Source organism: Streptomyces sp. NPDC057617, assembly GCF_042800555.1.
Lineage (GTDB): Bacteria > Actinomycetota > Actinomycetes > Streptomycetales > Streptomycetaceae > Streptomyces.
Genome location: NZ_JBHVGV010000012.1, coordinates 186835 through 203362 on the forward strand (window position 1 = coordinate 186835; position 16528 = coordinate 203362).

Below are 16528 nucleotides of genomic sequence, written 5' to 3' on the forward strand. Positions count from 1 at the left end.
TCAGAACTCCGCCGACCGGCCCAGCTCGTTGTCGATGAAGGCCAGCACCTCGTCGGCGCTCGCGGCCTCGATCCGTTCCGTGACGACGAGTCCGCCGGTCTCCGGGCCCGGTGCGTCCCATCGCGCGAGGAGCTGACGCAGCCGACCGGCGACCCCGTTCCTGGTGACCTCGTCGAGCGTGCCCGCGGCGAGCGCCTCCTCCAGCGTGCCGAGGGCGGCCAGCGGCGAAGGTCCCGCGCCCGGCGCGGTGTCGCCGAGCAGCTCCGACGCCAGGTGCCGGGCGACGGCGGCCGGGGTGGGATGGTCGAACACGAGGGTGGCGGAGAGCCGTACCCCCGTGGCCGCGGTCAGCCGGGTGCGCAGCTCCACCGCCATCAGCGAGTCGAAGCCCAGCCTGCTGAAATCCCGGTCGGCGGGGATCGCGTCGGCGTCGGTGTGTCCCAGTACGGCGGCGGTCTCGGCCCGTACCAGCTCGGCCAGCCGGGCTTCCGCCTCCTCCTCGGCCAGCCCTTCCAGGCGCTGGGCGAGACCGGTGGCGCGCCCGCGCCCGGCGGCGGCCGTGCGGCGCCGCCTGCGGAGCAACCCGCGCAGGATCGCCGGGATCTCGTCCGTGGTCTCGGCTGCCCGGGCGCCCGCGCCCTCGGCGATCAGGACCGGTACGAGCAGCGCCTCGTCGCGCGCGGTCGCCGCGTCGAACAGCGCGAGGCCCGTGTCCACCGGGAGCAGTGCCAGGTCCGAGCGGGCCATGCGCCCCATGTCGGCGTCGCTGAGACCGCTGGTCATTCCGCCGCCGGTACGCGCCCAGGGCCCCCAGGCCAGGGACACCGCGGGCAGCCCGAGGGCGGCGCGGTGCAGGGCCAGAGCGTCCAGGAAGGTGTTGGCGGCGGCGTAGTTGCCCTGGCCGGGGCCGCCGGTGATACCGGCGACCGAGGAGTAGAGGACGAACCCGGCCAGGCCGAGATCGCGGGTCGCCTCGTGCAGATGCCAGGCCGCGTCCGCCTTCGGACGCAGTATCCGGTCGACCAGCGCGGGGGTCAGCGAGCCGATGGTGGCATCGCCCAGCACACCGGCGGTGTGCACCACGGCGGTCAGCGGGTGTTCGGCCGGTACGCCCGCGAGCAGCCCGTCCAGGGCCGGGCGCTCGGCGACATCGCAGGCGGCGACGGTCACTTCGGCGCCCTGGGCGGCCAGTTCGGCACGGAGTTCCTCGGCGCCGGGGGCGTCGGGGCCGCGCCGGCTGACGAGCAGCAGGTGCTTGATGCCATGGCCGGTGACGAGATGGCGGGCGAGTTCGGCGCCGAGGCCGCCGGTGCCGCCGGTGATCAGGACCGTACCGTCGCGGTCCCAGGACCGGATGCCGCTGCCTGGCGACTGGGTACGTCCCTGGGCGAGGCGCGCCAGCCGGGCCACGTGGATCTCGCCGCTTCGGACGGCCGCCTGGGTCTCCCCGGCGTCGAGCAGAGAGGGCAGCGCGGGCAGGACGGTTCGGAGGGTGGTGGTGTCGGTGTCGTTGTCGTGGGGAGCCTCCAGATCGAGCAGCAGGAAGGCGCCGGGGTTCTCCGACTGGGCGGAGCGGACCAGGCCCCAGACCGGGGCCGCCGCGAGATCCCGGACATCGTCCCCGGCATTGGCGGCGACCGCGCCCCGGGTGACGAACACAAGCCGCGATCCGGTGGTCCGCCGGTCGGCAGACCAGGTGCGCAGCAGGTCCAGTACGGTGCGCATCACGGCCCGCACCCGGGCGGGCAGGGCCGCCCGCTCGTCCTGATGTTCCGTCAGATCGCCGACGGCCGGGGCCAGTACGAGGTCGGGCAGCGGTTCCCCGGAGTCGAGGAGTTCACGCAGCGATCCGGCCCGTACGAGGGAGACGTCGTCCGGTGCGGCCAGGGTGTCCCCGAGGACCGCCCAGCGCAGGCCGGTGGGGGACGCGGGAGTGGCCGGCGCGGAAGCAATGAGCGCGGGCACCCAGTCGAGACCGAAGAGGGGACCCGGCGCGGGCTCGGCGGCCCCGGTCGCCGCGGCCCCGGCTTCGGAGGCGGGGCGCAGGGTCAGCGAGCGCACCGAGAGCACCGGCGCGCCCTCCTCGTCGACGGCGGCCAGCTCGACGGTGTCGGGGCCGGTCGGGGTGAGGCGTACCCGCAGGGCCGTGGCGGCACCCGCGTGCAGGGTCAGCCCGCGCCACTCGACCGGGACGGTTCCGGCGAGCGGACCGGCCGCGTCGGTGGTACTGGCCGCTTCGGTCCTGAGCAGTCCCGCCGCGTCGACGGCGGCGGTCAGCAGCGCCGGGTGCAGCCCGAACGTGCCTTGCGTGACGGCCTGTTCGTCTTCTTCGAGCACGACTTCGGCGAAGACCTCGCCGTCCTGGTGCCAGGCCGCCCGCAGACCGGCCCCGCCGGAATCCGCGTCCGGGTGCTGGTCCAGGTCGACGGATTCGGCCCCGGCCGGCGGCCAGGCCTCCGTACCCAGATCCGTGTCCGGCGCCCGGTGTCCGGCGCTCAGCGCTCCGGTCGCGTGCAGGGTCCACGGCTGGTCGGCGCCGTCGGGGCGGGCGTGTACGGTCAGCGAGCGGCGGCCGGTCCCGTCGGAGGCGGCCACGCGCACCTGCACCCGTACCGCGCCGTCATCGGGCACGACGAGCCCGGTGGCGAGGGTCAGTTCCTCGACCGTGTCACAGCCGGTCTCGTCCCCGGCCCGTACGGCCAGTTCGGCGAAGGCGGCCTCGGGAAGCACCGTGCCTCCGTGAACCTGACGGCCCATCAGCCAGGGATGGGTCCGCGCGGACAGGCGTCCGGTGAGCACCACCTCGTCCGAGCCCGCCACGGTCATCGCCGCACCCAGCAAGGGGTGTTGGGCCGCTTCGAGGCCGAGGCCCGAGGCATCGCCCGGGGCCGCCGAGAGCGACGGCCAGTACCGCTCGCGCTGGAACGCGTACGTCGGCAGCTCCACCCGGCGCGCGCCGGACCCCGCGAGGACCGCGGTCCAGTCGGCCGGTGCGCCGTGCGCGTGTGCCTGGGCCAGCGCGATGACCGCAGTCAGTTCCTCGGACCGGTCCTTGCGCAGGACGGGCACCACGACCGCGCTGTCCGGGACGGACTCGCGGGCCATGGCGGAGAGCACACCGTCCGGGCCCAGCTCCAGGAAGACACCCACGCCCCGCTCGGCCAGGGTCCTTACACCGTCGGCGAAACGGACGGTCTCGCGAACATGCCGTACCCAGTACTCGGGCGAGCACAGCTCCTCGGCCGATGCGAGAGCACCGCTCACATTCGAGATCACCGGAATCGCGGGCTCTTCGTAGCTGAGCCCCTCGGCGATCTCGCGGAACTCCGCCAGCATCGGGTCCATCAGCGGGGAGTGGAAGGCGTGGCTGACCGCGAGGCGGGAGGTCCTGCGTCCGTCGGCGGCCAGGAATCCGGCAATGCTCTGTACTTGCTCCTTGTCGCCCGAGAGCACCACCGAGCGCGGTCCGTTGACCGCGGCGACCGCCACGTCCTCGGACAGCAGCAGCGCGCCGACCTCGTCCTCGGTGGCCTGTACCGCGACCATGGCGCCGCCCTCGGGCAGCGCGTCCATCAGCCGGGCCCTGGCCGCGACCAGCCGGCAGGCGTCGGCGAGCGGGAACACCCCGGCCGCGTGGGCGGCGGCGATCTCACCGATCGAGTGGCCCGCCACGAAGTCCGGTGCAATTCCCCAGGACTGAATCAGCCGGAAGAGCGCCACCTCGATGGCGAACAGCGCGGGCTGGGTGACGGCGGTCCGGTTCAGTGCCGCGGCGTCGTCCCCCCAGATCACCTCGCGCAGCGGGCGGTCCCGGCCGGCCGACTCGGCGTCGAGATGCGCCAGTACGGAGTCGAGGGCGTCGGCGAAGACCGGGAACCGGTCGTACAACTCCCGCCCCATACCGAGCCGTTGGGAGCCCTGGCCGGAGAAGAGCACCGCCAGGGGCTGCCCGGCCGCCTCTCCCCTGGCGATCTCCGGCATGCCCTGTCCGGTCGCCAGCAGCACCGCCCGGTGCTCGAACAGCGAGCGGCCCGTGGCCAGCGAGTGTCCGATGTCGGCCGGGGAGAGTCCGGGGTGTCCGGCCGCGAAGGACCGCAGCCGCTCGACCTGTCCGTCCAGCGCGGCCTCGCTCCTGGCGGAGACCGGCCAGGGCACCACGCTCGGGGCGGGAGCCCCGGCGGCCGGAGCGGCGCTCGCGGTCTCGGTCGGGGTCTGCTCCGCGGGGGCCCGCTCCGTGCGGGCCTGCTCTGTCGGGGCCTGCTCCAGCACCACATGGGCGTTGGTGCCGCTGATCCCGAAGGACGACACACCCGCACGCCTCGGACGGCCGGCATCCGGCCACGCGGTCTGCTCGGTGAGCAACTCCACCGCTCCGGAAGACCAGTTCACCCGGGTCGAGGGCTCGGTCACATGAAGGGTCTTCGGCAGTTCGCCGTGCCGGAGGGCGAGAATCATCTTCATCACACCCGCGACACCGGCCGCGGCCTGGGTGTGTCCGATGTTGGACTTCACCGAGCCGAGCAGCAGCGGACGCTCGGGGTCGCGATCACGCCCGTACGTCGCGAGCAGCGCCTGCGCCTCGATCGGGTCGCCCAGGGTCGTACCCGTACCGTGCGCCTCCACCGCGTCCACATCCGCAGGCGACAGACCACCACTGGCCAGAGCCTGCCGGATCACCCGCTGCTGCGAAGGACCATTCGGAGCCGTCAGACCGTTCGACGCACCGTCCTGATTGACCGCACTGCCCCGCACCACAGCCAGAACCTCGTGGCCGTTACGCCGCGCGTCCGACAGCCGCTCGACGACGACCACGCCGACGCCCTCCGACCAGCCGGTGCCGTCGGCCGAGTCGGAGAACGCCTTGCAGTGGCCGTCGGGCGCGAGTCCGCCCTGCCGGGTGAATCCGGCGAAGCTCGTCGCGGTGGACATCACGGTGACCCCGCCGACCAGCGCCATCGAGCACTCGCCGGCGCGCAGCGCCTGGGCGGCCCAGTGCAGGGCGACCAGGGAGGAGGAGCAGGCGGTGTCCACGGTGACGGCCGGGCCCTCGAAGCCGAAGGCGTACGACAGCCGGCCGGAGATGACACTCGCCGCGAGTCCGGTGCCCGCGTGGCCCTCCACGTCCTCGTTCGCCCGGAGGACGATATGGGCGTAGTCCTGGCCGTTGGTACCGACGAAGACTCCGGTACGGCTGCCGCGCAGCGATACCGGGTCGGTGCCCGTACGTTCGACCGCCTCCCAGCTCACCTCCAGCAGCAGCCGCTGCTGCGGGTCCATGGCAAGCGCCTCGCGCGGCGAGATCCCGAAGAAGCCAGGGTCGAACTCCGCCGCCTCGTACAGGAATCCGCCCACCCGGGTGGCGCTGTGGCCCTGGCCGTCGCCCGCCAGGACATCGAGGTCCCAGCCGCGGTCGGTGGGGAACGCGTCGATGCCGTCGCGGCCCTCGGCGAGCAGTCGCCAGAGGTCCTCGGGCGAGCTGACCCCGCCCGGGAAGCGACAGGCCATTCCGACGACGACGATCGGGTCGTCGTCGGTGGGCCGGGTGTCCGCCGGGACGGGCGCGGCGCCGGCGAGGGCGTCCTCGCCGAGCAGTTCGGCGAGCAGATGGTCGGCGAGGGCGCTCGGGGTGGGGTAGTCGAAGACCAGGCTGGCGGGGAGCGCCAGCCCTGTCGCGCCGGTGAGCCGGTTGCTCAGCTCCACGGCCGTCAGCGAGTCGAAGCCGAGGTCGCGGAAGGCCTTGTCGCCCTTGATCGCCTCGGCTCCGGTGTGTCCGAGGACCGCGGCGCAGTGGGTACGGACGACATCCAGCAGCACCGCGGCGCGTTCGTCGTTCGAGGCGTCCGGGGCCGCGAGGAGGCGCTCCCGTAGCCCGGAAGCCGCTGCCCCGGTCTCCCGCCGGGTCTCCTGAAGCGCCGTCAGCGCGCTGCGGGCGGTGGGCAGTTCGGCGAGCAGGGGGCTGGGGCGCAGGCTCAGCAGGGCGGTGAGCAGTTCGGGGCGCTGGAGGTCGGCGAGGACGACGGTCGGCTCGGGCTCGGCCACCACCCGGAACAGCGCGGAGACCGCCAGTTCGGGGTCGAGCGCGCCGGACGCGCGCCTGCGGTCGTGGGCCTGGGCGCCGGTGGTACGGGCATGCTCCGCGCCGGACGCCATGCCCGCGCCGTCCCACGCGCCCCAGGCGATCGAGGTCGCCGGAAGCCCCAGCGCCGCGCGCCGTTCGGCCAGCGCGTCGAGCACCGCGTTCGCCGCCGCGTAGTTGGCCTGGCCGGGATTGCCGACCGAGCCGGCCACCGAGGAGAACAGAACGAAGGCCGAAAGCCCGAGATCGCGGGTCAGTTCGTCGAGGAGCAGGGCGGAGGCGACCTTCGCGCGGAAGACCGTCTCGAACCGCTCGGCGGTCAGCCCGGCCAGGACACCGTCGTCCAGCACCCCCGCCGTATGCACCACTCCGGTCAGCGGGCAGTCCGCGGGAACGGCCTTGAGGACCCGCTCCAGGTCGCCCCGGTCGGCGGCGTCGCAGGCGGTGACGGTGACCTGCGCGCCGAGGCCGGTCAGCTCCGCGAGCAGTTCGTGCGCGCCGGGCGCCGCCAGACCGCGCCGGCTCAGCAGGACGAGATGCCGGGTGCCCTCGCTCGCCAGACGCCGGGCGACCCGCGCGCCGAGCGCGCCCGTGCCGCCGGTGATCAGGACGGTGCCGGACGGCTCCCAGCGCGCTTCGCCCTCGGCGGGCGCGTCGGGGGCGGGGGCGGGCAGCATCCGCCGGCCGAAGACACCCGAGGCGCGGACCGCGAGCTGGTCCTCGTCGGCGGTGTTGGTGAGTACGGCGACGAACCGGCGTACGGCGTGCTCGTCCAGTTCCTCGGGGAGGTCGACGAGCCCGCCCCAGTGGCGCGGGTGCTCCAGCGCGGCGACCCGCCCGAGACCCCAGACGGCGGCCTGCGCGGGAACGGGCGGCGGCCCGGAGGGTACGGGGGCGACCGCGCCACGGGTGACGGCCCAGAGCGGGGCGGTGACTCCGGTGTCCCCGAGGGCCTGGACGAGGGTGGCGGTGGCGACCAGTCCGGCGGGCACACCGGCCGTACCGGACGACTCGTCCAGAGCGAGCAGCGACAGCACACCGGTGAGGGTGTCGTGGTCCGCGGCGGCGGAGAGCTGTTCGCGCAGAACGGCGGGGTCGGTGGCGTCGATGTCCAGTCGGACCGCCGCGGTGCCGAGTGCGCTGATCAGCGAGTCCGCCCAGGTGTCGGCGGCTCCGGCCGCCGGGGCGAGGACCAGCCAGGTGCCGGGCAGGGTGCCCGAGGCGGCGGTGAGGGCCAGCGGCTGCCAGGACTCCCGGTAGCGCCACGCGTCCACCGTCGATCGCAGCCTGCGCCGGGTGCGCCACGACGACAGCGCGGGCAGTACGGCGCCGAGCGAACCGCCGTCCACGTCGAGCCGGGACGCCAGGGACTCCAGGTCCTCCCGCTCGACCGCCGCCCAGAACTCCGCGTCGACCGGGTCCGTACCGGCCGCGGTCTCCGCCGCCACGGCGACCTCCGGCCAGAAGCGCTCGCGCTGGAAGGCATACGTCGGCAGGTCCACGCGCCGGGCGCCGGTGCCCGCGAAGAACGCCGGCCAGTCCACGGCGGCTCCGGCCACATGGAGCCGCGCCAGCGCGGTGACCAGCGCGGTTTCCTCGCCGCGGTCCTTGCGGAGCGCGGGAACCACCACGGCGTCGGCGGGCAGGGACTCCCGGGCGAGCGCGGACAGCACCCCGTCGGGGCCCAGCTCCAGGAATACGGTGGCGCCTTGGTCGGCCATCGTCCGGACGCCGTCGGCGAACCGTACGGCCTCGCGAACGTGCCGTACCCAGTAGTCCGCCGAGCACAGCTCCTCGGCGGAAGCGAGAGCACCGCTCACATTCGAGATCACCGGGAGGGCGGGCTCCTGGAACACCAGGGTCGCCACCACCGCGCGGAACTCGTCGAGCATCGGGTCCATCAGCGGGGAGTGGAAGGCGTGCGAGACCCGGAGACGGGTGGTCCTGCGGCCGAGAGCCTCCAGTTGAGCGGCAGCTTCCAGCACCGCGTCCTCGGCGCCCGAAAGCACCACGGAGGAGGGGCCGTTGACGGCCGCGACGGACAGACGGCCGGAGAGGTACGGGCTGACCTCGTCCTCGGTCGCCTGCACCGCGACCATCGCGCCACCGGCCGGCAGCGCCTGCATCAGCGAAGCGCGCGCCGCCACCAAGCGGCAGGCATCCGCCAGCGAGAACACCCCGGCCACATGGGCGGCCGCGATCTCACCGATCGAGTGCCCCGCCACAAAATCAGGAGTCACCCCCCACGACTCCACCAGCCGGAACAGTGCCACCTCCACCGCGAACAACGCGGGCTGAGCAAGCCCCGTACCGTTCAGCGGTCCGGCGTCCTCGCCCCAGATCACCTCACGTACCGGACTCTCCAACTCCCCTTCCAGCAGGGCGAGTACGGAGTCCAGCGCCTCGGCGAACACCGGGAACCGCCCGTACAGCTCCCGGCCCATGCCCAGCCGTTGCGAGCCCTGGCCCGAGAACAGCACCGCCGTCGACCGCTCGGCCGCCAGGCCCCGGGCGAGATCCGAGACGCCGTCGTCCGTCGCGAGCAGAACCGCCCGGTGCTCGAACAGCGACCGGCCCGTGGCCAGCGAGAAACCGATGTCCACCGGCAGCGCAGATCCGGGCCCGTGCCCGCTCCCCTGCCCGTGCCCGCTCCCGTGTCCGGCGAATTCCCTGATACGGGCGATCTGGCCGTCCAGCGCCGCTTCGCTCTTGGCCGATACGAGCCAGGGCACCGCGCCCGGCACCCTGTCCGGCGCGGCCGTGGCCGGTCCTGAGCCGCTCGCGGTCTCGGTTGGGCCCTGCTCCAGGACCACATGGGCGTTGGTACCGCTGATGCCGAAGGACGAGACTCCGGCGCGGCGCGCGCGGCCGGTCTCGGGCCAGGCGGTGGTGTCGACCAGCAGCTCGACGGTGCCGGCCGACCAGTCGACATGGCTGGACGGCTCGGTGAGGTGGAGCGTACGCGGCAGAGTGCCGTGGCGGAGCGCCATCACCATCTTGACCAGCCCCGCCGCACCGGCGGCGGCCTGGGTGTGACCGATGTTGGACTTCACCGACCCCAGCAGCAGCGGCCGGTCCGCATCGCGGTCCTGGCCGTATGTGGCGAGCAGCGCCTGCGCCTCGATCGGGTCGCCGAGCGGGGTGCCGGTGCCATGCGCCTCGACCGCGTCCACCTCGGCGGGCGAGAGTCCGGCGTTGGCCAGGGCCTGCCGGATCACCCGCTGCTGAGCGGGGCCGTTGGGCGCGGTGAGACCGTTGGAGGCGCCGTCCTGGTTGACCGCGCTGCCCCGTACCACCGCCAGGACCTGATGCCCGTTGCGCCGGGCGTCCGACAGCCGCTCCAGCACCAGCATGGCCGCGCCCTCGGACCAGCCGGTGCCGTCCGCCGAGTCGGAGAACGCCTTGCACCGGCCGTCGCCCGCCAGTCCGCCCATCCGGGAGAAGCCGGCGAAGTTCGCGGAGGTCGTCATCACGGTCACCCCGCCCGCGAGAGCGAGCGAGCACTCGCCGCCGCGCAGCGCCTGGGAGGCGAGATGGAGGGAGACGAGGGACGAGGAGCAGGCGGTGTCGACGGACATCGCCGGGCCTTCGAGGCCAAGGGCGTAGGCCAGCCGCCCGGAGACCACACTGACGGCGAGGCCGGTGGTCGCGTGGCCCGCCATGTCGTCCTTGGAGCGCATGACAAGTCCGGCGTAGTCCTGGCCGCTGACTCCGACGAAGACTCCGGTACGGCTGCCGCGCAGGGTCGCCGGGTCGATTCCGGCGCGTTCCGCCGCCTCCCAGGAGACTTCGAGAAGGACCCGCTGCTGCGGGTCCATCGCGAGGGCCTCGCGCGGCGAGATACCGAAGAATCCGGCGTCGAAGTCGGCGACGTCCCGCAGGAATCCGCCCTGTCCTTCGACGGCGCCGATGGTCGGGTCGGCCTGCCAGCCGCGGTCGGCGGGGAAGCCGGTGATGGCGTCCTCGCCGGAGAGGACCAACTGCCAGAGCCCTTCCGGGGATTCGACCCCGCCGGGGAAGCGGCAGCTCATGCCGACGATCGCGATGGGATCGCCGGTGGCGGTGCCGTCGTCGGCCGACTCGCGTGCGGTGACGGCGGCCCCGATGTCGTCCGCGCCCACCAGTTCGTCGAGCAGGAAGGCGGCGAGACGGGCGGGGGTGGGGTAGTCGAAGATCAGGGTGGCGGGCAGGGTCAGACCGGTGGCGGAGGCGAGCCGGTTGCGCAGTTCGACGGCCGTCAGCGAGTCGAAGCCGAGCTGCCGGAACTCCCGCTCCACGGCGATGGCCTCGGGCGAGGAGTGCGCGAGGACCACGGCGGCCTCGATACGGACGAGTTCGGTGAGCAGCCGGGGGCGCTCGGTCTCGCGCAGTGCGGCCAGCCGTTCGACGAGCCCCGCCCGGGACACGCTCGCGGCGCCGCTCTTCGCCGCGCGGCGGCCGGTCCGTACGAGACCCCGGAGCAGGGCCGGGACGCCGGCCGACGAGGGGATGGAGCCGCTGCCGATTCCGAGCGGCACCACCAGGGCCTCGTCGCTCAGGGTGGCGGCGTCAAACAGGGCGAGGCCCTGCTCGACGGAGAGCAGCGGCATGCCGGAGCCGCTGACCCGGCGTACGTCGTGGTCCTCCAGAGTGCTGGTCATGCCCGCGCCCTGTTCCCAGGCGCCCCAGGCGAGCGAGAGACCGGGCAGTCCGAGGGCGCGCCGGTGGGCGGCCAGGGCGTCGAGGAAGGTGTTGCCGCCCGCGTAGTTGGCCTGTCCTGGGCTGCCCATGACGCCAGCGGTGGACGAATAAACCACGAAGGCGGCCAGATCGAGATCGCGGGTCAGGTCATGGAGGTGCCAGGCGGCGTCGACCTTGGGACGGAGTACGGCGTCGAGCCGCTCGGGGGTCAACGAGCCGATGACACCGTCGTCGAGGACACCGGCCGTATGCACGACAGCGGTCAGGGGGTGGTCTGCGGGGACCGACGTCAGCAGTCCGGCCAGTGCTTCCCGGTCCGCCACGTCACACGCGGTGATGGCGACCTCGGAAGCGCCCAACTCCCGCAGTTCGGCGGCAAGTTCCTCCGCGCCCTCGGCAGCCGGGCCACGACGGCTGGTCAGCAGCAGATGCCGCACGCCCCGCTCCCGCACCAAGTGGCGTGCCAGCAGACCGCCCAGACCACCCGTACCACCGGTGATCAGGACCGTACCCGCCGCATCCCACACACGCGGCATCGTCAACACGATCTTGCCCACATGCCTGGCCATGCTCATGAACCGGAACGCATCCCGCGCCCGCCGCACATCCCAGGAACGGACCGGCAGCGGCTCCAGCACACCCCGGTCGAACAGGTCCATCAGGGCCTGGAGCATCCGCTGAATACCGGCCGGCTCCACCCAACCGAGGTCGAACGAGCGGTAGTTCACGCCTTCGGGCAGATCGGCTGCCTCGCGGATATCGGTCTTGCCCATCTCCAGGAACCGGCCGCCGGGGCTCATCAGCCGCAGCGACGCGTCCACGAACTCACCGGCCAGCGAGTTCAGAACGACATCGACACCTTCACCATCGCTGACTTCGGCGAAGACCGCTTCGAAGTCGGTGGTACGGGAGGACGCGATGTGGTCGTCCGCCACGCCCAGCCCGCGCAGGACATCCCACTTGCCCTCGCTCGCCGTCGCGAACACCTCGGCGCCCAGATGACGCGCGATCTGGATGGCGGCCATGCCCACACCGCCCGCACCGGCGTGGATCAGGACCTTCTCGCCCTGCTTCAACTCGGCCAGTTCGATGAGGGCGTGATAGGCCGTCAGGAACACCAGCGGCATCGAGGCGGCCGTCTCCCACGACCACTCCTCGGGTACGGGGATCAGGCGGCGCTCGTCGCCCACCACATGGGTGCCGAAGCCGCCGAAGAGCATGCCGGTGACCCGGTCGCCGACACGGAGCTGACTCGCGTCGGGGCCGGTCTCGACCACCACGCCCGCGGCCTCGGAGCCGAACAGCCCGGCGTCGCCGGGGTACATGCCGAGGGCGTTGAGGACATCGCGGAAGTTCACTCCGGCCGCGCGGACCTCGATCCGTACATCGCGCCCGGTCAGCGGCTCCAGTACCTCGGGGAAGGGGTCCAGGGCCAGACCGTCCAGGCTGCCCTTGGCCCGGCTGCCGAGCCGCCAGGGCACTCCGGCCGGCGGCATCAGGCCCGTACCGGACTCCAGGCGCGCGAGCCGGCCGACGCGCAGCGCGCCCGAGCGCACCACGGCCTGAGGTTCGTCGGAGGCGGCGACGCCGGGCAGGTGCGGCAGGGCGGCGGCCGGGTCCGCCGAAGCGTCCGCGTCAAGATCCACCAGCAGGAACCGGCCGGGGTTCTCCGCCTGCGCCGAGCGCACCAGACCCCACACCGAGGCGGCGGCCGTGTCGGTGACACCGTGGGCACCGTCCTCGACCGCGCCCCGGGTGACAAAGACCAGCCGGGAGCCGGCGAACCGCTCCTCGGCGAGCCATTCCTGGACCAACTCCAGTACGGATCCGGCGAGTTCATGCGCGGACTCGGCGGTGCGCGCGGGGTTGCCCTTGAGCGGTACGAGTACGAAGTCCGGCACGCCCTCGTCGTCGAGGCCGGACGGACCGGTGCGTTCCAGGAGTTCGGCGAGGGTACGTGCCGGGGCACGCAGCCGGGCGGCGCCGGCCGAGGCGAGCGCGCCGGTCAGACCCAGTTCGTCGGTGCCGAGCACCACCCACTCGCTGTCCTCGGCCACGCTCCCGGAGGTCGCCGGGACCCAGTCGACCCGGAACAGCGAGTTCGCCGCCTCGCGGCGGGTGTCGACCGCGGACGGCGGAGCGGCGGCCCTGAGGGCCAGCGACTCCACCGAGATGACCGGCTCGCCCTGGATGTCGACGGCGGCGATCCGTACTGCGTCCTGGCCCTCGCTGGTGACGCGGACCCGCAGGGTCGAGGCGCCCGATGCATGGAGGGAGACACCGTTCCAGGCGAACGGCAGCAGGCTTCTGTCGTCGCCGTCCGCGCTGGCGAAGACCGTGCTGTGCAGTACGGAGTCGAACAGGGCCGGATGCACTCCGTACGCGTCCGCGTCCTCGACCTCGCGGTCCAGCGCGACTTCGGCGAAGATCTCCTCGCCGCGCCGCCAGACCGCACGGAGTCCGCGGAAGGCGGGCCCGTATTCGAGGCCGTTGCTCGCGTACCGATCGTAGAGCCCCTCGACATCGACGACGGTCGCGCCCTTGGGCGGCCATACGGTGGTGTCGAAGCCGAGTACGCGCTCGCCGCGGCCGATGCGGCCGGAGGCGTGCAGGGTCCAGTCGTCGTCGGGCGCGTCGGCGGCGCGGGAGTAGAAACGCAGCTCGCGGCGGCCGTCGTCGTCCGCGCCGCCGACGGCGATCTGCACCTGGACCGCGCCGGTACGGGGCAGGATGAGCGGGGCGGCCAGCATCAGATCGTCGACGCGGTCGCATCCGGCCTGGTCGGCGGCGCGGATCGCGAGTTCGAGGAATCCGGTGCCGGGGAAGAACACCATGCCGCCCACAACATGGCCGGCCAGCCAGGGGTGGGTGGCCAGGGACAGCGTGCCGGTCAGCAGCAGTTCGTCGGAGCCCGCGACCGACATGGCGGCGCCGAGCAGCGGGTGGTTGGCGGAAGTGAGACCGAGACCGGCGGCGTCGGCGGGACGGTGGGTGGTCTTGGGCCAGAACCGCTCGTGCTGGAAGGCGTACGTCGGCAGGTCCACCGGCCGGGCGCCGGTGGACTCGAAGAAGGCGGGCCACTCAACACCCGTACCGCGCACATGGAGTTGAGCCAGCGCGGTGACGGCCGAGACCTCCTCCGGGCGGTCCTTCCGGAGCAGCGGTACGGTCACCGAGCCGGCCGGCACCGACTCCTGGGCGAGGGCGGAGAGCACACCGTCCGGCCCCAACTCCAGGAACGTCCGTACGCCCCGCTCCCCCAACACCCGTACACCGTCCGCGAACCGGACCGCCTCGCGGACATGCCGTACCCAGTAGTCCGCCGAGCACAGCTCCTCGGCGGAAGCGAGAGCACCGCTCACATTCGAGATCACCGGAATCGACGGCGTCTGGAACGTCAGCCCCTCGGCCACGGCCCGGAAGCCGTCCAGCATCGGATCCATCAACGGCGAGTGGAAAGCGTGCGAGACCCGCAGCCGGCTCGTCTTACGGCCCAGCGCTTCCAGCTCCGCCGCGACCTCCAGCGCCGCGTCCTCGGCTCCCGAAATCACCACCGAGGACGGACCGTTGACCGCGGCGATCGACACCCGCTCGGACAGCAGCGGCCGGATCTCCTCCTCGGTCGCCCGTACGGCGATCATCGCGCCGCCGACGGGCAGCGCCCGCATCAGCGAGGCCCGCGCCGCCACCAGACGGCACGCGTCCTCCAACGAGAACACCCCGGCCACATGGGCCGCGGCGATCTCGCCGATCGAGTGCCCCGCCACAAAGTCCGGAGTCACCCCCCACGACTCCACCAGCCGGAACAGCGCCACCTCCACCGCGAACAACGCGGGCTGAGTGAACCCCGTATCGTTCAGCAGCTCAGCGTCCTCGCCCCAGATCACCTCCCGCAGCGAGCCCCCCAACTCCCCGTCCAGCAGTGCCAGTACGGAGTCGAAGGCCTCCGCGAACACCGGAAAGCGCCCGTACAGCTCACGCCCCATGCCCAGCCGCTGCGAACCCTGCCCCGAGAACAGCACCGCGCAGGGGGTACGGCCCACGACCGTGCCCTCTACGGTCCCGGGTGCCGTGCCGTGCTCCGTCCAGGCCGCCAGCGCGGCCCGCCCGGCGGTGCCGTCCTCGTCCGCGATCACCGCGAGACGGTGTTCCAGGCTCGCTCTGGTGGTGGCCAGGGAGAGCGCCACATCCGCCGCGCGCAGTCCCGGTTCGCGCTCCAGCCGGTCGAGCAGGCGGGCCGCCTGCTCGCGCAGCGCCTCCGGGGTCCGACCCGAGATCACCCATGGCAGCGCCCGCGCCGGAGTGGTGGCGGTCGTCTCCGGGGCGGGGACCTCCGGGGCCTGCTCGATGATCACATGCGCGTTGGTGCCGCTGACCCCGAACGAGGAGACGCCCGTACGGCGCGCCCGGCCGGCCTCCGGCCAGGCCCGGGCCTCGGTGAGCAGCTCGACCTTGCCCGCCGACCAGTCGACGTGCGAGGACGGCTGCTCGGCGTGCAGGGTGCGCGGCAGCACTCCGTGCCGCATGGCCATCACCATCTTGATGACGCCCGCGACACCCGAAGCGGCCTGCGTGTGCCCGATGTTGGACTTGACCGAGCCGAGGAACAGCGGCTGCTCGCGGTCCTGGCCGTACCCTGCGAGCAGGCTCTGTGCCTCGATGGGGTCGCCCAGCGGGGTGCCGGTGCCGTGTGCCTCGACCGCGTCCACCTCGGCGGGGGTCAGGCCCGCGTTGGCCAGGGCCTGCCGGATGACGCGCTGCTGCGAGGGGCCGTTGGGCGCGGTGAAGCCGTTGGAGGCGCCGTCCTGGTTGACGGCGGAGCCGCGTACCACCGCCAGGACGGGATGCCCGTTGCGCTGCGCGTCGGAGAGCCGCTCCAGCATCAGGATCCCGGCGCCCTCGGACCATCCGGTGCCGTCGGCCGCGTCGGAGAACGCCTTGCACCGCCCGTCCCGCGCGAGGCCGCCCTGCCTGCTGAACTCGACCAGTGAGCCGGGGGTGGACATCACATTGACGCCGCCGGCGAGCGCGAGCCCGCACTCGCCGTTGCGCAGGGACTGTACGGCGAGATGGAGGGCGACCAGCGAGGACGAGCACGCCGTGTCGACCGTGATCGCGGGGCCCTCCAGGCCGAACGTGTACGAGAGCCGGCCCGACGCGGCGCTGGCGGCGATCCCGGTGCCGACATCGCCGGTCGCGTCGTCCAGCGACCTGACCAGGAGATACGCGTAGTCCTGCCCGTTGGTGCCGATGAACGCGCCGGTCCTGGTGGAGCGCAGCCGGGTGGCGTCGATGCCGGAGCGTTCGATGGCCTCCCAGGCGGTCTCCAGCAGCAGCCGCTGCTGGGGGTCCATGGTGACCGCCTCGCGCGGCGAGATCCCGAAGAAGCCGGGGTCGAAGTCGGCGACGCAGTTGAGGAAGCCGCCCTGCTGGCTGACGGAGGTGTCGCGGGCGTCGGTGCCGCTGTCGCGCAGCGCGTCCAGGTCCCAGCCGCGGTCGGCGGGGAACGCGGAGATGGCGTCGGTGCCGGACGCGACCAGATCCCAGAGCCCTTCGGGCGAGGTGACATCGCCGGGGAAGCGGCAGGCCATGCCGACGATGGCGATCGGCTCGCTGGCGGCGGCGACGAACATCCTGTTCTGCCGTCGCAGCCGCTCGGCCTCCTTCATCGCGGCGCGCAGCGCGTCCACCACGCTGTTGTTCCGGGAGTTGTCCGTAGGGGCGTTCTCGGTGGGGGCATTCATCGTCTGCTCCATCGCTCCGTCACTCGCG

The 16528-nt window shown here is 73.2% G+C and carries 1 protein-coding gene; it reads right to left on the reverse strand.

All coding sequences use genetic code 11. The features are described from left to right. Positions 1–16500 carry a type I polyketide synthase gene (locus tag ACFU9P_RS27440; RefSeq protein ID WP_384085695.1) on the reverse strand — a complete coding sequence of 5500 codons (16500 nt, stop codon included), beginning with the start codon at positions 16498–16500 and terminating at the stop codon, positions 1–3. Between the last annotated feature and the right edge of the window lie 28 nt (positions 16501–16528).

Coding starts and splice junctions, on each gene's coding strand:
- ACFU9P_RS27440 (WP_384085695.1), bottom strand. CDS start 16,500: ATGAATGCCCCCACCGAGAACGCCCCTACGGACAACTCCCGGAACAAC.